Consider the following 20425-nt stretch of genomic DNA (forward strand, 5'->3'; position numbering starts at 1 on the left):
CAACCCTACGTAAACAAATCTATTGTGCCGGACTTGAGGGTGACGACAGCACGCTTCCTGTCCTTGCGTCTACCAATACCCTTGCGCGTCCTTTGTAACTTACCACGGCGATTCATAGTGTTAACAGAAGAAACCTTAACACCGAATATCTTTTCGACCGCGAGCTTAATTTCAGTCTTATTAGACTTTGGATCCACCAGAAAAGTGTATTTCGAATCTTCTAAAAGACCATAAGTCTTCTCTGAGATAGCAGGCCCGAGTATCACATCGTGCACATGTTTGTTATTTATTACAGAGGAGCTGTAACGACGCATCATGCCCCAGTCCTATCATCATGACGGGACGAACGAGCTTTTGTGGCATCGGAGCTATCTTCCGGGGTGGGAGATTTGGGAAGTGATGTACCGGGATTGTCGCGGTCTTCAGAAAATGCTAAATCTCCAGACGGGCCAACAAAAACGTTATATGCCCCTCTCGTAAAAAGGACATCGTCACTTCTCAAGACATCATACGAATTGAGTTGACCAACGTGCACCAGACGCACACCTGGAATATTACGGACACTCCTGTAGGCAACTGAATCACTAGCCTGTGCAACTACAAGCAGTTTGCTTGACAATCCGGTTATCTGAAACAGAGTAAGCGCATCAGCAACAGAGGGGGTATCACCAAAGGAATCAACAATATGCACTCTCCCCGCACGCGCCCTATTGGTGAGACAACCAGCCAGCGCAGCCTTTATCATTTTCTTTGGGGTTCTGTGAACATAATTGCGTGGAACCGGGCCATGTACGACACCACCACCACGCATCTGCGGTGCACGGGTTGACCCGCACCTGGCATTGCCAGTCCCCTTCTGCCTAAACGGCTTACGCCCCGATCCGGACACCTCAGCCCGAGACTTTGTTTTGTGCGTACCTTGCCTGAATGCGGCTTGCTGCGCAACGACGACCTGGTGTATCAGATGCAGGTTTGGATCAGAGTCGAAAAGATGCCCGACAAGCTGCAATGTACCTACCGCATTCCCACCTATATCAAATACGGTCGCGCTAGGAGACAATTGGCACGCCCTTTACAGCGTCACGGATAATAACAGGTGAGCCGGACGATCCTGGAACAGCACCTTCAACAAGCAAAAGCCCATTTTCTGAATCAATTTTCACAAGACGCAAATTATGCACCGTCACTCTGCTTGAGCCAAGGCGCCCGGCCATCCTGGTACCTTTAAAGACCCTGCTGGGGGTTGAAGAAGCACCGACTGACCCGGGCTTACGATGATTGCGATGCGAGCCGTGTGTTGCAGACACGCCCTGAAAATTATGCCGCTTCATCGTGCCGGAAAAACCCTTACCCTTACTTTTTCCGACAACATCAACAAGCTGCCCTTCTTGAAAAATCTCAGGCCCGAACTCATCTCCAAGCGATCCCTCTGAGTCAACCTCTCTGATAAACCGCCGTGGGGTAAGACCTGCCTTAGCAAAATGACCCTTTCTCGGTCTGTTTACGCGACGCGGATCGATTGCGCCGGTAGCAATCTGAAGGCGAGAATAACCATCCTTCTCTGGGGCCTTCACCTGAGACACAACATTAGTGGTAACCGCGACGGCAGTAACCGGAACAACCCTGCGACCACTCCAAATCTGAGTCATCCCGACCTTAGTACCCAAAAGAGCCCTCGCCATGACACGCCCCTAGAGCTTTATCTCGACATTGACCTCCGAGGACAAGTCAAGACGCATGAGCGCATCAACAGCCCTGGGGGTCAAATCTACCACATTGATAAGTCGCTTATGCGTTCGCATTTCAAAGTGCTCACGACTGTCCTTATGTCTGTGGGGAGAGCGAATAACGCAAACAACGCTCTTCTTCGTTGGAAGAGGAACAGGACCAACAATGGTAGCGCCAGCACGCGTGACTGTATCAACTATCTTCTTGGCAGATACGTCAATTATTTCATGGCTATAAGATTTGAGCCTTATACGTATCTTCTGCTCTTCCATAAAACCAACCTAACCCGGAACACCCAGAGCCAAAAAGAAACATGCGAGAAACCCACTGTGCAACAAGCCCTAGAACGCGGAAAAAGACGACCAGATGATTCTGTCAGAATAAAATAAAAAACACAAACCGAGCATGAATCAAGGTAGCTCGAAGACAAACTAACCGAAGATCTGCGCAACAAATGCGTATGGTGCAAAACCTGCTATATCATCAATTGCTTCACCTGTGCCAATGAGCTTTACAGGCACGCCCGTGCTCTCCTGCACTTGAAAAATAAAACCCGCCTTTGCGGACGAGTCAGTCTTGGATAAGACTATTCCGGTTACACTCACAGCCTCAAGGAATGATCTAGCCTGAGTCAGGCCATTTTGTCCGGTAGTTGCATCAAGCACCAGTAAGACCTCATCTATGCTGACAAGCTTTTCGGTAACCCGCGCTATTCTCTCGAGCTCAGCCATGAGATTTGCCTTATTGTGAAGACGCCCCGCGGTGTCAATAACCACAACATCATAATTATCATCAATCGCCTTTTTGACGGAAGAATATGCAACGGATGCCGGATCTATGCGTGGCTTGGGGGGGGTAATTATTTCAACACCTGCGCGCTGAGCCCAGATACTAAGCTGCTCAACAGCGGCAGCTCGAAAGGTGTCAGCAGCAGCTAACAGGACCTTCTTGCCTCGTAGATGTAAAAGATTTGCAAGCTTTCCAGCGGTCGCAGTCTTGCCAACCCCATTAACGCCGACGATAAGGATAACAGACGGGTGATTTGTGAGTCGCAGCGTAGGATCAAAGGAAGATAGCCGGCATTCAAGATACTCCCGCAAACACCGTTCACGATCATCTACATTCGACTTATTCCCAATAGAAGCGACTATGTCATGCGCTACAGAATATCCGAAATCAGCCCTAAGCAGGATTTCAAAAAGGGATGATGTTCCATGAGATACAACCCCTTTAAGTGCCTCTTTGTCAAAGACCCTTCGGAAAATACTAGACCCCCAGGTATGCCTTCCTTATGGACCCGTCTTGTAATAACTCCTTTCCGGTTCCCGTACGGGTAATATTCCCAGTCTCCAGGACCATTGCATGATCCGATATTCCCAATGACTGATTCGCATTTTGCTCAACCATGAGGATGGTAACCCCCTGACGATTAATCTCACGCACAATACTGAAAATCTGCTGAATAAGTTGAGGCGCAAGGCCCATAGACGGCTCATCCAGCAAAAGCAGTTTTGGCCTACTCATAATCGCACGGGCAATCGCAAGCATTTGCTGCTCACCGCCCGACATAGCCCCGCCCAACTGATCACGACGCTCAAGCAAACGCGGAAAAAGCCCGTAAACTCTGTCGAAATCATCCTTTATATTCTTACGATCCTTTCTCGCATAAGCCCCCATGTCAAGGTTTTCCCGAACTGTCATGCCTGGGAAAACCCCCCTCCCCTCTGGGGACTGGGAAATACCAGAAAGAACACGCTTGTAGGGAGCATACTTAGTTATATCCTCACCTTGAAAAAGGATTTTACCCGACGTGTTCAGAAGGCCAGATATGGTGCGCATAAGAGTGGTTTTACCCGCACCGTTTGAACCAATCAAACTTACTATCTCGCCCCGATTTACCGTAAACGAGATATCGTACAACACACGAATCTTCCCGTAACTGACATTCACATTCTCAAGAGTTAACAAGCGGCACTACCCTTCCCCGAGATAGGCGGCAATAACATGAGGATCATTACGCACATCATCCGGCAATCCATCGGCGATTTTCTTACCAAAATCAAGGACAACCACTCTATCAGCAACATCAAAAATCAACTTCATATCATGCTCAATCAATAGGATTGAATATCCCGCATCACGGATTTTTAAAATTAGCTCCACGAGTTGATTTTTTTCAGCAGGATTAAAGCCAGCTGCTGGCTCATCTAAGCAAAGCAACTTTGGCTGACAAGCAAGAGCCCTGGCGATCTCAAGGCGCCTCTGGCTGCCATAAGACAGACTGCCCGCGAGTTTATAGGCATCCTGGGCGATCCCGACCATATCGAGAATCTCAAGGCCTCGCTCCACAATTTCACGCTCTTCCCTGCAATGCCTGGGGGTTCTAAAGAGCGCACCCAATATATGGGTTTTGTGATGCACTCCAAGCCCAACTGCGACGTTCTCTAAAACGGTCATACCGCCGAATAGCCGAATATTCTGAAAAGTTCTCGCAATTCCCATACGGGCTATGCGATACCTCTTTACCGATTTCAAAGACACAGATTCAAGAGATACATCGCCCGAGGTTGGTCGATAAACACCCGTTATGACGTTGAAAAGGGTTGTTTTACCCGCGCCGTTGGGGCCAATGAGCGCCAGAATCTCGCCCCTGCCAACACTGAACGAGACGCCGTCGAGCGCGACAATACCCCCAAAGCGAACAACGAGATCACGCACATCAAGAAGATGCTCAGACTGTAACAGCGCGTCTTGCATATCAAGACCCCGAGGGCGAAGATGACGCACGTTTATCGGGTGAATGGCGCAATGACAATTTCCGCAGCAAAACCTGTCTTGAAAAAAGATTTGCCTTCATAGGAAACAGGCCTTCATGTCTAAAAAGCATCAGAAGTATAAGACATACACCGAAGATCAAATACTTGTATTGTGCAATCTCCGTAAAACGCAGTGGAATATACGCCACAAGTGCACCACCAATTGCAGCACCAAATTTGTTACCAGAACCGCCAAGTACGACTGCAACAAGGAATAAAACGGAGGTCGCAACATCAAAACGCTGATTATTTACAAACCCTGTCTGTGCAGCCTGCAGGGAACCGGAGAGGCCACCAATTGCAGCACCAATTGCAAAAGCCCATACCTTGAAGGAAAAGGTATTCACACCCATAACCTCTGCAGCATCTTCATCCTGGCAGATAGCAAACCAGTTTCTGCCGACAATACTCCTCTCGAGATTCCCAACGATTACAAGAACGAATATAACAACTGTAATAGCGACCCAATACCAAGCTACTCCATTATCAGGCGTGAAAATCGGCTGGCCAGAAGGATAGTCGCCCGGCGGGTGGCCAACATTGGAAAACCCGAGGTTACCACGGAGGGCAGGGATAATAGTCGCCATAATTCTGACTATCTCTCCAAACCCAAGAGTAACAATCGCCAGATAGTCTCCCCGAAGACGGAGGGTAGGTACACCCAGGGCTGCGCCAAAAACCATGGCAGTAAAAATCGCAACAGGAATGGTCCAAAGATAAGGAATTTTGACATACGGAGAATCCGGACTCGTAAATACAGCAGATACATAAGCACCAACCGCAAAAAATGCAATATAACCCAAATCAAGAAGTCCTGCATAACCAACAACTACATTAAGACCGACCGCGGCGAGGGCATAAATTGCCATTGTAAACAGTGAGATTGGAAAATTATTGCCCGGTTCGGTTGTGATAACCGGAGGATTAATAATTGGCAAAAGATAAACAAGGACCACAAACGGAAGAAGAAAAAACCACTGCTGGGGGCGAGACATACCCTTCCACCACCGCATAACAGACGATAGAAAGCCCATCACATCCTGCTTTTAGCCGAAAGGCCAGATCTGCCGAGGATACCAGATGGCCTGAAAAGTAAAACTAGTAACAGAAGAACAAAGACAGAAACATCACCCCACTGGCTATTACCCAAAAGCAGAGCACCCCAGTTAGAGAACAGACCGAGCAGAAGCCCTCCGAGTAGAGCGCCCCGAATGCTGCCAATGCCACCCAGAACGGCAGCAGCAAAAGCCTTTAAACCGAGAACAATATCCGCATTGTACACAACACCCGAAGGAACCTTTAGAACATAGAACAGACTTGCAGCGCCAGCTATAACACCACCAAGAACAAAAGTCAGCGCTATAACCCGCTCGGGGTTCACTCCAACAAGTGAAGCAGTGTTAGGATCCTGCGCCACAGCTCTAATGCCCCTGCCAAATCTGGTCCGCCTTATGAACCAGTCAACCAAAAACATCAGGATTACCGCAGCCAGAATTGTCACCACATTAAAGCTTGTAACAGTTGCACCAAAAAATTTAAAAAGAGGGACTGGGGTAAAAATAGAAAGTGCAGGCTCTGGATTTGGGGAACGAAGAAAAAATAAATTACTTATGGTCAGGGAAGCACCTATTGCAGTAATTAGAAATGCCAGATTAGGGGCATTTCTCTTCCTAAGAGGCTTATAGGCAACGCGCTCAACAAGAAAGGCAACAGCGGCAGCAGCAAGAATGGAAACAAACACCGCGATGAGGACGTAAATAAGAACAATAAAAATGGGCTTCTTAGAAGGAAAAGAGCTAAAACCAAGCGCAGAGAGCGTAAATACAAGGGCGTAGCAGCCGGTAACAAAAACCCCAGCATGAGCGAAATTGATAAGCCCCAAAACACCGTACACCACGGTATAGCCAACGGCAATCAGTGCATAGATGGCACCGAAAGTCAGGCCTTCAACCGTAGCAAAGCCAAAGCCCTTGATGAAGGAAGCCACATCAAACGTGATCCACGACTGACTCAAAAGATAATCCAAACTAAGCAACAAACCGGACCAGACTCCGGTTTGTTGTGCTTTTATCTACTGTACCCTTTTTATTTACTTTACTCTCCAACCAATACAGGAGCACCTGACTCATCAAACCTATAGAAATACAGCCGGGTGTGCTGCAAATCACCATTTGCCTTAAACTTGTAGTGACCAGAAACCCCATACGCATCATATCCCCTGACCCAGTCCAGTAAGGATGACCGAGAGGTGCGCCCAGAGTCTATCCCCCTTAGCAGAATGGTTGTAACATCGTATGCACTCGAGGAGTATATGCCCGGATAGTGACCGTAGGCCTTTTTCATTGCATCACCAAAACCGGCGACCTGCGAGTCATCGGTGCAAGGGCAAACCGCGTAAACGCCCACGGCAGCCTGTCCAGCGAGCTTACTGAGATTTCTATCAAGTGAACCATCCGGAACAACCAAATAACCATTAAATCCCGCACCCCTCAGTTGCGTAAAGAATGCAGCAGCTTCCGGGTAATAGCCGGCGAAAAAGACAGAGTCGGCGCCGGAAGAAACAACCTTCGCGACAACAGAGGAAAAATCACGACTGCCGGTTATAATTCCATCGCTTCCAGCCAAATCGACACCCTTTTTTACAAGATCGCCGAGGAATTTACCGTATGCACTGTCATCAGACACAACAAAAGTCTTTTTGGCCTCTAGCTTCTCCAGCAAAGCAATAACCCCCGTAGACTGCTCGAGATCAGTCGAGGCGGCCCTGAAGAACGTCTTCCAGCCGTGAGATGAAAGTGTTGGCAGGGTTGCACTCGGAGTTATGTGTACAAGACGCGCCGTTTCGAAAATACCCCCAACAGCCTGGTTCTCACCTGAGAAAGCCGGGCCAAGAACTGCAACAATCGAGGAGTCTCCAATAACCTGCGCGACAACTCCGGGAGCTTTATCCGGCGATCCCTCTGTGTCAAACACCTTACCTGTAACCTGACAGCCAGGATTATTGTCGTTATGCTGCTTAACAGCAAGTTGAAACGCCTCATTTATGCTCTTCCCAAAGGCGGCATTCGGACCGGTAACAATACCGACATAGGCAATAGAAAGACCCTTAGGACACACCGCCTTACCATCACCTGCGGGAAATAGCGCATTCTTAAACGAGACAGGAGCTGTGACTTTTGGAAGGACTATATGTTCCGCACTCGACTTATTATCACCCGAGCCAAAACACCCGCTGAAGAACAAAAGCGCGGCAGAAGCCGCAAACAGAACACGAACCCTAAGCTTATTCAAAACACATCACCTCAGCCTACCTAGATTTCTTAGGATCGTATCATACAAACGCTCTAATCAAGAAATAAGCTATGAACTTTTGTTCTCCAGAGATGCAAGTGCAGACATTGCAGCCGCAACTTGAGCCTGTTTTTTGCTTGACCCTTGCCCGAAAAATCTCTTTTCATTCACAATAACGCTTGCCTTGAATGTACGACTGTGCGGCGGGCCCTCGGTAACAACCTCGTACACCAACTGTGTTCGGGTAAGCTTCTGCAGTTTCGTCTTTGGATCGTCGACAGAAAACTCACCTACTTGTCTTAGCTTTTCTCCAACAAGGGCTAATACAAAATCTCTGGCACTCTCGAACCCCTGATCAACCATAACAGCCCCAATAAGACTTTCAAGCAAATCAGCCAAAAGAGATGTTTTATCCATACCACCGGCAAGTTTTTCCCCTTTCCCAAGCAACATAAACTGACCAAGATTTAACTCTTTGGCGATTTGTGCAATGGATGTGCCGGAAACAATATATGAGCGAGCGGCAGATAATTGGCCCTCAGTGTATTCAGGACAGGTCTCAAATAGGTAATGCGATACAACAAGGCCAAGAACAGCATCTCCAAGAAACTCAAGACGCTCGTTATTCTGACACGCGCCGTTCTCAAAAGAAAAGGACTTGTGGACAAACGCCGTACGAAGCAACCCAGGAGGAAGTGTTAGATTGAACTTCCGCAAAAGAAGTTCATCAACGCCATCCACCTACCCGACGCGGCGGCCCTTGTATTCCATAAAGAGCTCATTTCCATTGGAGTCAAGAATACGGCGCGCGCGATGCGGAAGGTAAAAAACAGGTCTCCCGCGCTCCTCCAGCCTGGCAAAACCGGGAACAGAAGCCTTCCACTGCGAGCGACGGGCGCGAGTGTTAGCACGAGACTTCTTCCTTTTTGGAACAGCCACAGCAACCCCGCAATCTCACTAACAGGTGAATGATACAACTACATACTAACTGAACAAAATTAAGTTCTAAATATTCTTATGGATAAAGCTCCGCTTATACCTTAGGGAAAACGCGGACCTTTGTTGAGACTCGCCTTACTGTGCAGCACCCCAAAGTAACAGATATAAAAGAAATCAGGATCGTTAGAATCCACTAAACAAATAGCCCGCGGTGCGAGATAATACCGTCTCGGTCAAATTACTGGCAGTAACATTATTCAAGTGGGTATGATCGCCAAACATACAAAAAGGGGCGTCAAATTTCCGCGAGGGGAACAGGCAAAACCGGCGTCAGGATGGTCGAGGATTGTCATGATATTTGGCGAACTATCGATGACCGCCGGGGTACTTGTTGGGATTTTCTATACCTGGGTTTTATATATAGACTCACCCTTAACCGCATGGGAACAGGGCAATAGCGCAAACCTCACCGCTTCTCAGTTCATGCGCCACAGGTCCGACGCCACGGAGACTATGCCGGTTACCGACAGGGTAAAGGATTATGAGGATATAGCAGTTTTGTTCGTTCCTCGTTTTGGAAACAAATACAAGCGGGTAATTAGAGAAACTACGGATGTTACGCGCGTTTTGAACAGCAAAACCGCTGGAGTTGGGCACTACCCGCATACCGCGCTACCTGGCACATCCGGTAACTTTGCTGTTGCAGCACATGAAGTTGGGTGGGGCGCGGCTTTTGGAAAATTGTCAGAACTTCGGCTGGGTGACAAAATCTATGTTTTGACGCCAAAGGGTTGGTACATATACGCGTATCGGAGCAGTGAGTACGTAAAACCCGATGGGGTGAATGTCCTGCGGCCTTTGCCACAGTCATTTGCTGTTCCAGACGAAACCTATATTATGACGATGACAACATGTAATCCACCATTCTCTGTAGCCGAGAGGCTTATCGCATATGCGGTTCTTGAAAAATGGCAAGCAGACGTACCACATGAAATAGTGAATATTGTAAACAGCTGATATGTATGCGTTCATATGGAGAATTCTCCCCGGATCTTTTTGGATTAAGCTACTGCAGGCATTGCTGTTACTGGTTATCCTGTTCACAATTTTGTTCACTTGGGTATTTCCGTGGTTGAACGAAATTGTTAATAATCGGGATGTCAGGGTCGAATAAAACCGTCGAATAAGATCATAGGTGTGTGCAACAATACCGGTTCTGGAAACGCGAACTCTGTGAAATAGACGAACTCTGTGAAATAGAATGCGTCCATTTGTCCTGTGGGCCATCTTGACAGGTTTCGCTCAGCATTTCATGCTACAAGCCCAGTGAAACAAGTATTTCGAAACAAGTATTTCGAGTAGCAAAACAAATTACTTATATTGCAAGATCATCCGAGAGTGGGGTTAAACGGCAATAAAACCCCTAGACAGGTACAACTCATAACTGCAGAATGAATCTAAGGGTTGCCCTAACCGCTGTGCGTCCCAAAAAAACGCGTTACACAAGCCGGTACATACGGGGATATATCACCACCAAGTGCGATAAGCTGCCTGACCATGCTGCTTGAAACAACGCTCAGTGGGGGGTCAGGTAAAATAAACACAGTCTCAATGCCACTCATATTCCGATTGGCATATGCCATCGACGCCTCTCGGTGTGCATCGGCCGAAATAAGTCCCCTTACAATAACGGTCGCGCCAAGCTGTTTACAGCAATCAACCAACAGGCCTTTTTCAAAGCGATGAATCTTGACTATTGGCCCATTACGGTCTGATTCACTGTCACATTTTGGCTCACTGCGGGGAAATCCGTATTCTTCCAAAGCCTGTCCAACCAGATCAACTCGGTCATGCATAGGTAAAAGTGGGGTTTTATCCGGATTATTTGCAACCAGGACGTAGAGTGTGTTAAAAATTCTTGAAGTCCTGGTAAGGATATCCATGTGTCCTCTTGTAACGGGGTCAAACGTACCCGGAACAACAGCTATCCTGTTACTCATCGCAGAGTATCAGGATAGAACATCTAGATATAAAATCGCACACAGCTAGATAACTGACTCTAAAATCAGGTGGTCGGCGGAGATGATAGTACAGGATAAATTGCTCAATACATAAATTTCTTATGAAAGCAATCGACTCAAATTAGTGCCCGACAAATATTGAGACAAAAACAATCGAAGAAGCTTATTCTTCTCGAGTTTTATGTCATTCTCCATTATTCCCTCCGCGTGTAATCGGGCGTCCGATAAAACCTGCAGGTCCTCATCAAGGCGTAAAAGGCGATAATTACCCTGCCCAGATTGACCCAGGCCGAGCAAATCTCCCTCTCTCCTCATTTTCATATCGATTTCCGCAAGAGAAAATCCGTCATGTGTTCTTGCAACTAAATCCAACCTAGAGCGCGCCGCCGAGCCCTCGGGGGCATTAGTAACAAGAAGACACACGCCGGGCAAATTACCTCGACCGATCCGTCCGCGCAACTGGTGCAACTGAGCGATACCAAAGCGATCGGCTGACACAATAACCATTGCCGTGGCATTTGGAACATCTATACCCACCTCAATCATGGTTGTTGAGAGCAGAATATCGCTGGCCCCGCAAGAGAACTCTTCCATAGACTTCTCGCACTCCGCAGCGGTCAACTTGCCATGCAGTCGGGAGATCTTCGCGCCTTGAAGGAGAGGGGTTTCCTCAAGCTCCCTTAGCAAGGCACTTATGCTGGCCGCGCCCGTACGGCTTTGTTCTATAACGGGCGCAACAACAAAAACCTGGTGACCTTTTTGTATTTCCTCGGAAATCCTCCTTATAACCTCCCTTCCCCATTGAGGCTTTTCTGCAAGGGGTACAACATGCGTCGAAATTTCAGCCTTACCGCTTGGTGGTGTCTTTATCTCGCTTATTGCTATAAAATTCAGCAGAGAAAGGGCAACTGTTCGTGGAATTGGTGTTGCAGACAGCATAAGCAAATGAGGTGAATCCCCTTTCAAAAGTAATTCGTCCCGCTGGCCAACGCCAAAGCGGTGCTGCTCATCGATAACAACAAGGGCGAGATTATGAAATACGGTTTTTTTACTAAAGACCGAATGTGTTCCTATAATGATCTTGCTTCTGCCTGAGGCAATACGCAAGGTGTGTTTTTCCCTACCAAGCAAGAGAGATGGCTGTATCTCGGCACATAGCTCGTGGCCCAGCATGCGAGTTAAATTCCTGTGATGCTGTTTTGCAAGAACTTCGGTAGGCGCAACGAGGACGGCCTGCATGTCGTTATCTGCCGCAAGGAGCATAGCTCTTATCGCAACCAGAGTTTTTCCGCTACCGACCTCACCATGTAAGAGACGGGTCATTGGCTCTGACAGCGACAAGTCTTCGAAAATTTCATCTGCAGCGCGCAACTGATCATTAGTCTGAGAAAACTCCAGCCTCGCATCAAATCTCTCTAAAAAACCGCCATTTTTACGAATAAAAGGTGTTGCGCTTGCTCTATTGCGGAACCGCTTTCGGTGTAGAAGGGCGCTTTGTAACAAAAATGCCTCAAAAAAGCGCAAACTTTCTTTTGCGGCCTCAAGCTCTTCGTTGTCCGTAGGATGATGAATAACATAAAACGCCTTTTCAACTGACATATAGCCATAATTACCCGACATAAAATCTACAGTTTGGCCCTTTACCGCTTCTAAAGCCAAATCAACAGCCCGGGCTATTTTCCAGCTTGGACACGCGATGCAAGCGCGATAAATCGGTATTATCTGCTCATTCCACTTCTGTATCTGTTCCCTTGTTGGCTCTGATGAAAATAATTCATATTCGGGATGTGAGAGTTGCTTTTTGTTATTGAACTCTGTTACCTTTCCCGAAAATAGCCCACATGCACCGGGTTTCAAGTTTTCTGCGCGCCAGGGTTGGTGAAAGAAAACAAGTTGAATGATATTCTCTCCATCACTGAGCGTAACGCTGAGAAAATTCGCTCCACTGAATGTCTTACGCTGCTCGGTGCTTAGAACCCGGCCAACAATCGTAACCTCGTCTCCGGGAATTAGCTCTGAAAGCTTAGTAAGCTTACCCCTGCAGATGTACCTTCGAGGGTAATATGTGAGCAGGTCTATCACCCGACTAATACCAAACTCTTTGGCTAATAGTGATGCCATTTTTTTGCCAGTGTGGACAGACACATCACTGAAAAAAACATGCTCCATTACTACAATTTTAGTGGGCAACAAGATGGCGAAAACTGAAATGTACCAACCACCTCTAGGCAATAGAGCACTCTTTAAGATGTCGATACCCGGATCAAAATCTCTAACAAATAGACACTTGATAATTGCAGCGATTGCGAGTGGGGAAACTACAATACATAACTTGCTTGAGTCTCGTGATACGAACCTCATGATCGAAGGTCTAAGGCGTATCGGGTGCAAAATAGAGAAGCTCAATCACACCGGTACGCATGATACCGGCGTGATATCGCCACACTGTACATGCCTCAACGATCTGATACAGCCGAGCGACGTGAGGATAATCCCATCAAAGCATTACACCTGCAGCACAAAAATTGACTGTGGCCTTGCCGGTACCGTAATGCGATTTTTACCGGTTTTGGCAGGGCTATGCAAGGGATCAGTTGAATTTTTCGGTGACGATCAGGCAATTCGAAGACCAATGGATGGAACACTTCATGCTCTAAGAAAACTTGGTGTTCAAGTTGATGGGGATCGTATTCCATTTACCGTACACGGAAGGGGGGAGATAGAGGGTGGGGCTCTTGAAACCACCGAACATTCTTCAAGTCAATTTATCTCCGGTCTTCTTTTATCTGCATGCAGATTCAAAAATGGGCTTACTCTAAAACATATCGGTAACCCCCTTCCAAGCCGTCCATATATCGATATGACAGTTGAAGTTATGCGCGAGTGGGGAATCAATGTAACACACTCCGATGGTGTATGGGCAGTAACACCCAAAGAATTAACTGGTAAACATATCACCATTGAGCCAGATCTATCCAATGCGGCTCCATTTATGATTGGTGCAATTGTTACCGGGGGCAGTGCAACGATACAGAACTGGCCAAGCAAAACATCGCAACCTGGAAAATATTTGGAAGCTATTTTGCCGCAGTTTGGTGCGGAGATAACAAAAACCGCAAATACTATTACCGTCAGTGGAACAGGAAATATAACAGGAATTAGGGCAGATCTTGGGCATATTGGAGAGCTTGTGCCCAATCTTGTTGCACTGGCCACTCTGGCAGAAACGCCAAGTGTGTTTTATAACATAGGCCACATCCGATATCACGAAACTGACAGAATTGAAGCGCTTGTTAATGAAATAAGTTCACTGGGCGGGACGATAACAGCTGGGAAAGACTATATAAAAATCACCCCAACCACTCTTACAAGAAGTGGTGTATGGAAAACCTACAAAGACCACAGAATGGCAACGTCAGGCGCAATAATCGGCCTTCGTCATAAACTGACTATAGAAGATATCGAGTGCACGAGTAAAACATTCCCTCGGTTTGCAGATCTCTGGAGCGGTGCGTTTGGTAAATGATAAAGAAAAATCCGGACAAACGCCTATTCATGGCCTAATGAGCATGCAGAGGACTTTGCTAAGAGGTTCGATCAATTACTTGATAAGACCCTAAAGGGTGCACCTGTCGGTTAGTTATGCAGTACATAACTAAAGCTTATGTAGTTACCTGTGGATATATCTCATAGGCTTGGGTAACTATATCTGTTAGTTCCTTTGGTATTGGTCCATGTCTTCTTATATGTAGGTTATAGAGGAGTTTGCGGACTAGGCTACCCGAGAGCGAGTCGATCACCAAAAACGAGATGAGGCAAGAGAGAAGAAAAAGAAGCAGGAAAATAGGATTGAGAATTGAGAAGTTCTGCGTGACAAAGATGAACAACGCGCCAATAAAGACGAGTATCGCTAATAGTGTCAGCCAGAACTTAGCTAAATCTCTGTAGTATTTGCTGCCATATCTTGTAACAGTGTCAAGCAGGAGGATTTGTCTGCGTTTGGTTGGGTTTTGGAAAGAGGGGGTTTGTGAGTAATAGGAGTAGCGGAGGAGGAAGGATCTGTCAGAAGGTGAAAAGATCTGTAGATAAAGGTAGGCAACAACAAAGGAAACCAGAATGGAGGACCACCATACAAATTGCCATAGAGAGGATTCATATACCACAGCTCCTGGGACAGAAGCGATGATGAAATATAGCGCAGAGGACATACCAATCAATACAGCAATGGCAAAGGTGATAACAAATGAGAACAGGAAGATATCTGTGGCTGATAGTACTGTACGTGCAGTACTATCTCTGTAATATTTCCTAACTAATCCTGCCATGAACAGTCTTCTCTTATGTGGTCTTGTAAGGAGAAAGAGATAGGTGAAGAAACCTGTTAGGAGGGGAAAGAAGGATGATTGTCTGGGTTGTGTTACAGATGTTGTTGTCTTAGGCACTTTATCTCCTTATCTGTTACAGATTAGCCACACTTGGTTCTGAAGGGATCAAAGCGGATGTAGCGGGGTTGGAAGGGAGGGCAGGGCCCTGCGCCAATGATGTCACTCAACTTGTCTACCACCTCCAGGCCAGCCAGAAACGCGGTGCCTGCCTTCACGGCTATTTTTAGAGCGGCCTTAAGGGCCAGGCCGGCACCGCCACCAGCGGCAAGAGTGCCTGCAGCAAGGGCAACTTGTTCATGCCATTCCAGTTTTATGTAGAAACCCCATGGGTCATCACCCCAGGAAAGTCTTGTCTGTGTCTGTTGTGTTACATGTGTAAGGGTTACAGTTACACCATCCTTGGTTAGGGTTATTGTTTCTTGTCTCTTGTTACCTGTTACTTGTTTGGTGAATCCTGCTTGTTCTAGTTCTTTGATTATTTGGTTGGCTTTTGGTTCTGTGGTTGTTGCTACTGCTTTATCTGTTGTTACAGATGTTGTTGCGTATGTGGGTGTTGCTATGAATATTAGAGAGAAGATTACAGAGAGGGTTGTTATTAGGAACTTCATGTTTGTCTTAGGCATTTTATCTCCTTTGACCTGTTATGGGTTGATTATAACATGGGGGTTAGATGGGTGTATATCACTGTGGTGTATTAGGTGATATACATGATTGTGTTTGGGTTAGTCTGGGGGAGATTCCTGATGTTAATCACGTTGCCTCGTCATCAGTTACGCTAAAGTCACCCACGGGAACCTTGCGTTCACTAGTTGCATCAACAAATTGCTTCTTCACCAGATCAGACATTACTCGTATCTTCCCAGCATAGAAACCAATTTTTTTGGCATAGGCCAAAAGCTGCGACGGGCTCAATAATAGGGCAGCAAAAAAAGCAATAATAACTATCTTGTCAAGGCCAATACCCAATACATGCACGCAAACAATAATAGCTCTTTTGATATCATTGCCGGGTGAAGGCCGAGATTAATTGGAATTTTACCCAGAGCCTACCAAAGGATACTGAAGAAGAAAAACACCTCAGACTGCTGTCAGAAGAGCTTTATATTCAGTCAATTTGCCCTGCAATTGGGGCACATATAAAAACTCAGGTTGCAGCATTGCCTGCCCCGCAGGTTCTGGAGATCGGAACAGGTATTGGGCTATCGGCTCTAAAAATGGTCTCGGTCAATAGGAAGGCTCATATAACAACCATAGAGGTAAACCCCGACTTTTATAACCGAGCAAAAAATAACCTTACCAACTACTTCTCCTGTCTGCGTTTTATAAATAGTAATGCGCTGGAGGTTATCCCGCGCATGAATCGCAATATGTATGACCTTGTCCTGATTGACGCGAACCCGCGCGATGTTTTGAATTATTTCGAGTTGGCACTCGGGGTTGTAAAGTCAGGTGGGGCAATTCTCGTACCACATGCCCTATGGCAGGGAAAAGTTGCTAGCCCAGTTTATAAAGATGAACCAGAGATAAGCTTTCGCGCTCTGATTCACGAGGTTGTAAATTCCGAAACTTTTGTAAGCTGCCTGTCACCGATTGGAGATGGGATCCTAACGGTTACAAAACCGAAATAGAGCAGCTTATTAGAAATTTAGCTCAAGGTCGGTAGTTACAGAACTGCAGGGCCCTTCGACAAGCCCAAACAGGGCACTGTTAAGTCATGCAATCCTGCATGCAATGCTATAGAACCTTGTGTGGTAAATCCTGCCGTAGGAGCAATCTCTTATCTAGAAGAGCAAGCGTAACCGATAAACCAGGGGCGCAGATTACGAATGCAGTTAAATGCGAGTGAAAGCGGACAAGAATACGTGGAATCTAAAGAAAACGAGAAAACACGATATACATAACGGCAGTAATTGATGTAATGGCAACCGTTACAGCTGCCGTTATGGCGGCCGGTATAAGCAAGCCGGGTGAAGACTCTGCCGCAACAGATTTACCAGCATCGGCCGAGGAAGATGAGGTGCTGGTTGCGCCAGAAGACTCGCGAGCACTAGAAGAATTAGATGAATGAGTAGCAGATGGAATAGATGATGAATGAGTCACCGACGCCGAGGCGCTAGAAGAGTGAGTGGGGGGTGTAGGCGGTGATACCCGCGAGGGAGCAGAGCTGGATGATGGCTTGGGTGCAGGAGGGGCCTTTGTAGCAACAGGCTTTGCTGGTCGCTTCTGGGGTTTTGGCTGCACCGCATTATGCACGGCGGTTGCCACTGTATTCTGTAATTCTTTTACCTTGGTTTCCGCCGTATGCTTCGCCTGCTCAACCTTCTTCTTTACCGTGTTTACAGCTTTTTGTGCAGTACCCTTTAATTCCTTTAGTTTCTTTTCTGCCGTTTGCTGTAGCTGCTTAAAAATATTATTCTTACCGTCAAATAAAAAAGCCTGGGCAGATTGCGCGGGAAGGCAAACCCACAGAAAAACAGAAAATAGCAAAACGGGAAGCAGCTTCCGCCTCACCCTATCCTCCCCAGAACACAATCGGTCAGGACAGAATTAGTAGTCGGACGATCACTAGCCAGAGCATCGCCAGAGGAAACACCACTGGCTGCAGAGCGATTGAGGACGCCCCCCCCCAAGGGAACAAAAGCACGGCCAACCCCTTTCCGTTCCTGTACAGGAGGATATCAGATTGGCAGAATAAATCCAGAGGACCCATACCCTCAATGCCAGACCGCAGATGTTTTACGACAATAAACACAACGGACCCTGAATACAACAAACCCTGAGAGATAATCTGGGAAGTTTGGTACAAACAGTCACAAAATAGCAAAGGAATTCAGGAAATAGACACAAACACGCGCGTAATGCAGAGCACAAATCCTACGGTGGCGCTGGATCTCCCCCGGGTGATATAACCCACAAGACATCGAGCCATACAAACTGAAGAATCACAGATAGAGCGAGAAATATGATAACAACGCTTTTTCTTCGCGCAAGAAGAACAAGCGCAGGTGACAGTGGAAGAGCTATTCTAAAAACACTGCTCTGAGGAAAAAAAACCGCGAGAATGTAGACAATATAGGCAGCAGACCAGCTAAAGATTTCATCACCAAGGCGTCGTATATAACAGAACAAAACAAAAAGCAAAATCAGGATTATGACCGCCGCGGTCAGTATGCCAATCCAGCCTGGCATACCAAAATAAGTTGCATAGAAATAAAATGCGAGAAACCAGGGCTGAAAGATTGCAAAATGCGGATCTGACTGCATATAAATCCTCCATGAGAGCTCTGTAGCCAAATAAGCATCGAGTCTCCCAGAAAATATACCTGCTATGACGGGCCAAGCGAAGCCAAGAATTACCGCAACCACACTAGCTATCAGGAGGGATATAAAATCCTTTTTTGGAAATTCCTCTTTTCCTTGCCTGGATTTTACGCAGCGCATAAGAAACAACAATATAAGACCCAAGGCAAACGCCAGGGCAATTGGTCTAGAAAAGGCTATACCTGGCAAAACAGCAACTAATAGGGCATATTCGCGAAGCCTCAGAAACCACAATGCTAAGAGCACAAAGAACAAGCTGTAAGTATCTGCATACCCAAATTGAAACAGCGGAGATAATGGGTTAAAGGCAAATAACAAAACACACAGCATAGCCCTGTCTCGGGAAAACAGACTCCTCTGCAAGAGATACATAACGATACAGGTAAGGAAGCCAAATATCAGAGAGATTGCAACTGCAGCCTTTTGAAAGCCCAGGCCAAACAGGAACATAACAAGCTTTACCGCAATTGGATACCCAGGGAGAAAGGCCCATGCATTTTGTCCCACATAACCAAACGCATTAGTCGGCAAGACCTTTGGGTATCCAAAATAAACAATTGACTCGTACCACCTTGCATCCCATATATTTGCAAAGGCAAAATAGTCCGGGTTATGCGAGATTGCAAAAGTTGGCTGCTGATTCGTGGAAACAATCAACACCAAAATCGTGGTTACTATTCTCGAGGCGATATATATTCCAAGAATGGTAACAACCCAATGGCCGTTCCAAAAACGAAGAAATACCCTCTTGGTAAATTGCGCAATAATACAGGCAAAGCGCAGGAGACACCGCGGAGTAAAAAGAGAGAAGCGAGACGACACCGTCTTAAAAGACAATTGGCGGCTAAACACTATCCGATGACTTTGGCAACTGGGCAATTATTGGATGATCAAAATCAACAGGTCCAAGCTTGGCCGCGCCGCCGGGAGAGCCTATTTCATCAAAAAACTCAACATTAGCGCGGTAGTACTCTCCCCACTCCTCAGGGAGATCATCCTCGTAGTATATCGCCTCAACCGGACAAACAGGCTCACATGCACCGCAGTCAACGCACTCATCCGGGTTTATATAAAGTGACCGGCCACCCTCGTATATGCAGTCAACAGGGCACTCATCAATACAAGCCCTATCTTTTAGATCTACACACGGGAACGCGATAACATAGGTCATTTAACTCCAACCCAAGAAAACAAAAAGACAAGAGAACAACCACTAAGCATCGGGTGCCGAAGCACCATAACGTCTGGAGCCAAACAAAGGCACAGAGAGGATTGTACCGCAAATAATTGGCAAAGATGCCATCCAAATCCAGATAACAACCTGGTCTGCTGGAATATTCCTGCCATAAAATACAACAACAGCAAAATTGGTTACTCCGCTTATTGCCAAATAAATCCTACTTAGGAACATGAGACGTATCGACAAATAGAATAGGGTTAAAGTAGAAATTCCGAGCAAGAGACCAACCGGAACACCGCCCAAGAAAAATGTAACACCAGCCGTTCCAAAAAGAGAAAATAGGCTGCTAACGAGGACAAGCAGAAGCAAAACACCCAAACGCAGGCAGACCAGGCGGAAAAATCGTACGGACCACATTTCTAGGTCTAAATATATCAGCCTTTGACCGTGTGCGACACTCTGGAGAGATAGGGTATGTTCTTGTTGTGATGGGGTTACCGTAATACGGTAGCGGTAACGCGCAGGTGACAAGATTAACGCGCAGGTGACGATATAAGGAGTGATAGGTCTAACCTGTGGTGTAATCCAGGTGATATACATGATTATGTTTGGGTTAGTCTGGGGGTTTTCTGGGTGGCACGACAAGCAGGCCTGGATAACTAATGAAATAAAAGACAAAAAGGAATGTAACCAAGGAGACCTATTTGTCAGCTTTTCAGTGCTGTCGTAGCAGGTATCCGGGCA

The 20425-nt window shown here is 46.7% G+C and carries 24 protein-coding genes; 3 read left to right on the forward strand and 21 right to left on the reverse strand.

Annotation, left to right across the window (positions count from 1 at the left end):
• Positions 1–5: 5 nt before the first annotated feature.
• From rplW to rpmF, 12 genes are all read right to left on the reverse strand, one after another.
• Entirely contained in the window at positions 6–317 is a 312-nt protein-coding gene (gene rplW / locus TWT_RS03120) for a 50S ribosomal protein L23 (protein ID WP_011096167.1), read from the reverse strand.
• Positions 314–1060, reverse strand: a complete 747-nt coding sequence (rplD, locus tag TWT_RS03125; protein WP_011102640.1) for a 50S ribosomal protein L4 — start codon at positions 1058–1060, stop codon at positions 314–316. The genes rplW and rplD overlap by 4 nt, the downstream gene beginning before the upstream one ends.
• Positions 1050–1682: a 50S ribosomal protein L3 gene (rplC, locus tag TWT_RS03130; protein WP_011096165.1), complete on the reverse strand. Its 633-nt coding sequence runs from the start codon at positions 1680–1682 to the stop codon at positions 1050–1052. The genes rplD and rplC overlap by 11 nt, the downstream gene beginning before the upstream one ends.
• Positions 1683–1691: 9 nt before the next feature.
• Positions 1692–2000 (reverse strand): 30S ribosomal protein S10, encoded by a 309-nt coding sequence (gene rpsJ / locus TWT_RS03135; protein WP_011096164.1) that lies wholly within the window; start codon positions 1998–2000, stop codon positions 1692–1694.
• Between the two features lie 159 nt (positions 2001–2159).
• Entirely contained in the window at positions 2160–2993 is an 834-nt protein-coding gene (ftsY, locus tag TWT_RS03140; RefSeq protein WP_033799992.1) for a signal recognition particle-docking protein FtsY, read from the reverse strand.
• A 1-nt stretch (position 2994) separates the two neighbouring features.
• A complete protein-coding gene (locus tag TWT_RS03145; protein ID WP_011102641.1) occupies positions 2995–3696 on the reverse strand; it encodes an ABC transporter ATP-binding protein in 702 nt (233 codons plus the stop codon).
• A gap of 6 nt (positions 3697–3702) precedes the next feature.
• Positions 3703–4485 carry an ABC transporter ATP-binding protein gene (locus TWT_RS03150; protein ID WP_011096161.1) on the reverse strand — a complete coding sequence of 261 codons (783 nt, stop codon included), beginning with the start codon at positions 4483–4485 and terminating at the stop codon, positions 3703–3705.
• A 1-nt stretch (position 4486) separates the two neighbouring features.
• A complete protein-coding gene (locus TWT_RS03155) occupies positions 4487–5581 on the reverse strand; it encodes a branched-chain amino acid ABC transporter permease (protein WP_011102643.1) in 1095 nt (364 codons plus the stop codon).
• Positions 5578–6582 carry a branched-chain amino acid ABC transporter permease gene (locus tag TWT_RS03160; RefSeq protein WP_011096159.1) on the reverse strand — a complete coding sequence of 335 codons (1005 nt, stop codon included), beginning with the start codon at positions 6580–6582 and terminating at the stop codon, positions 5578–5580. The genes TWT_RS03155 and TWT_RS03160 overlap by 4 nt, the downstream gene beginning before the upstream one ends.
• A 56-nt stretch (positions 6583–6638) precedes the next feature.
• The gene (locus TWT_RS03165) at positions 6639–7835 is read right to left on the reverse strand and encodes a branched-chain amino acid ABC transporter substrate-binding protein (RefSeq protein WP_011102644.1); all 1197 of its coding nucleotides are present in this window, start codon (positions 7833–7835) and stop codon (positions 6639–6641) included.
• Between the two features lie 69 nt (positions 7836–7904).
• Positions 7905–8576: a ribonuclease III gene (gene rnc, locus TWT_RS03170; RefSeq protein WP_011102645.1), complete on the reverse strand. Its 672-nt coding sequence runs from the start codon at positions 8574–8576 to the stop codon at positions 7905–7907.
• Positions 8577–8774: a 50S ribosomal protein L32 gene (rpmF, locus tag TWT_RS03175; RefSeq protein WP_011096156.1), complete on the reverse strand. Its 198-nt coding sequence runs from the start codon at positions 8772–8774 to the stop codon at positions 8577–8579. It lies immediately after the preceding gene.
• A 267-nt stretch (positions 8775–9041) separates the two neighbouring features.
• Here rpmF and TWT_RS03180 point away from each other — a divergent pair, with 267 nt between their 5' ends.
• Positions 9042–9791, forward strand: a complete 750-nt coding sequence (locus tag TWT_RS03180; protein WP_011096155.1) for a class E sortase — start codon at positions 9042–9044, stop codon at positions 9789–9791.
• A 452-nt stretch (positions 9792–10243) separates the two neighbouring features.
• Here the strand turns inward: TWT_RS03180 and coaD are convergent, their stop codons facing one another.
• Both coaD and TWT_RS03190 read right to left on the reverse strand, forming a co-directional pair.
• Positions 10244–10774 (reverse strand): pantetheine-phosphate adenylyltransferase, encoded by a 531-nt coding sequence (gene coaD / locus TWT_RS03185; protein WP_011096154.1) that lies wholly within the window; start codon positions 10772–10774, stop codon positions 10244–10246.
• A gap of 120 nt (positions 10775–10894) precedes the next feature.
• Positions 10895–12964 carry an ATP-dependent DNA helicase RecG gene (locus TWT_RS03190; RefSeq protein WP_042491476.1) on the reverse strand — a complete coding sequence of 690 codons (2070 nt, stop codon included), beginning with the start codon at positions 12962–12964 and terminating at the stop codon, positions 10895–10897.
• Between the two features lie 79 nt (positions 12965–13043).
• Here TWT_RS03190 and aroA point away from each other — a divergent pair, with 79 nt between their 5' ends.
• A complete protein-coding gene (aroA, locus tag TWT_RS03195; RefSeq protein ID WP_042507111.1) occupies positions 13044–14321 on the forward strand; it encodes a 3-phosphoshikimate 1-carboxyvinyltransferase in 1278 nt (425 codons plus the stop codon).
• Between the two features lie 136 nt (positions 14322–14457).
• On the opposite strand, the gene TWT_RS03200 is transcribed toward aroA, so the two are convergent.
• The 3 genes from TWT_RS03200 to TWT_RS03210 form a co-directional block, all read right to left on the reverse strand.
• Entirely contained in the window at positions 14458–15237 is a 780-nt protein-coding gene (locus TWT_RS03200) for a hypothetical protein (protein ID WP_044143927.1), read from the reverse strand.
• 23 nt (positions 15238–15260) lie between these two features.
• Complete coding sequence (locus tag TWT_RS03205; protein WP_011102650.1) at positions 15261–15803, reverse strand: membrane protein; 543 nt, start codon at positions 15801–15803, stop codon at positions 15261–15263.
• Positions 15804–15930: 127 nt separating this feature from the next.
• Complete coding sequence (locus TWT_RS03210; RefSeq protein WP_011096149.1) at positions 15931–16155, reverse strand: Sec-independent protein translocase subunit TatA/TatB; 225 nt, start codon at positions 16153–16155, stop codon at positions 15931–15933.
• 35 nt (positions 16156–16190) lie between these two features.
• Here TWT_RS03210 and TWT_RS03215 point away from each other — a divergent pair, with 35 nt between their 5' ends.
• Entirely contained in the window at positions 16191–16808 is a 618-nt protein-coding gene (locus TWT_RS03215) for an O-methyltransferase (protein WP_011096148.1), read from the forward strand.
• 241 nt (positions 16809–17049) lie between these two features.
• Here TWT_RS03215 and TWT_RS03220 read toward each other — a convergent pair whose 3' ends face one another.
• The 4 genes from TWT_RS03220 to TWT_RS03240 form a co-directional block, all read right to left on the reverse strand.
• Positions 17050–17691, reverse strand: a complete 642-nt coding sequence (locus TWT_RS03220; protein WP_011096147.1) for a hypothetical protein — start codon at positions 17689–17691, stop codon at positions 17050–17052.
• Positions 17692–18054: 363 nt separating this feature from the next.
• Entirely contained in the window at positions 18055–19323 is a 1269-nt protein-coding gene (locus TWT_RS03230) for a hypothetical protein (protein WP_155105144.1), read from the reverse strand.
• A gap of 22 nt (positions 19324–19345) precedes the next feature.
• Positions 19346–19672 carry a ferredoxin gene (gene fdxA, locus TWT_RS03235; protein ID WP_011096145.1) on the reverse strand — a complete coding sequence of 109 codons (327 nt, stop codon included), beginning with the start codon at positions 19670–19672 and terminating at the stop codon, positions 19346–19348.
• A gap of 42 nt (positions 19673–19714) precedes the next feature.
• Positions 19715–20212 carry a hypothetical protein gene (locus TWT_RS03240; protein WP_237696835.1) on the reverse strand — a complete coding sequence of 166 codons (498 nt, stop codon included), beginning with the start codon at positions 20210–20212 and terminating at the stop codon, positions 19715–19717.
• Positions 20213–20425: the final 213 nt, after the last annotated feature.

The organism is Tropheryma whipplei str. Twist (genome assembly GCF_000007485.1).
GTDB classification, from domain to species: domain Bacteria; phylum Actinomycetota; class Actinomycetes; order Actinomycetales; family Microbacteriaceae; genus Tropheryma; species Tropheryma whipplei.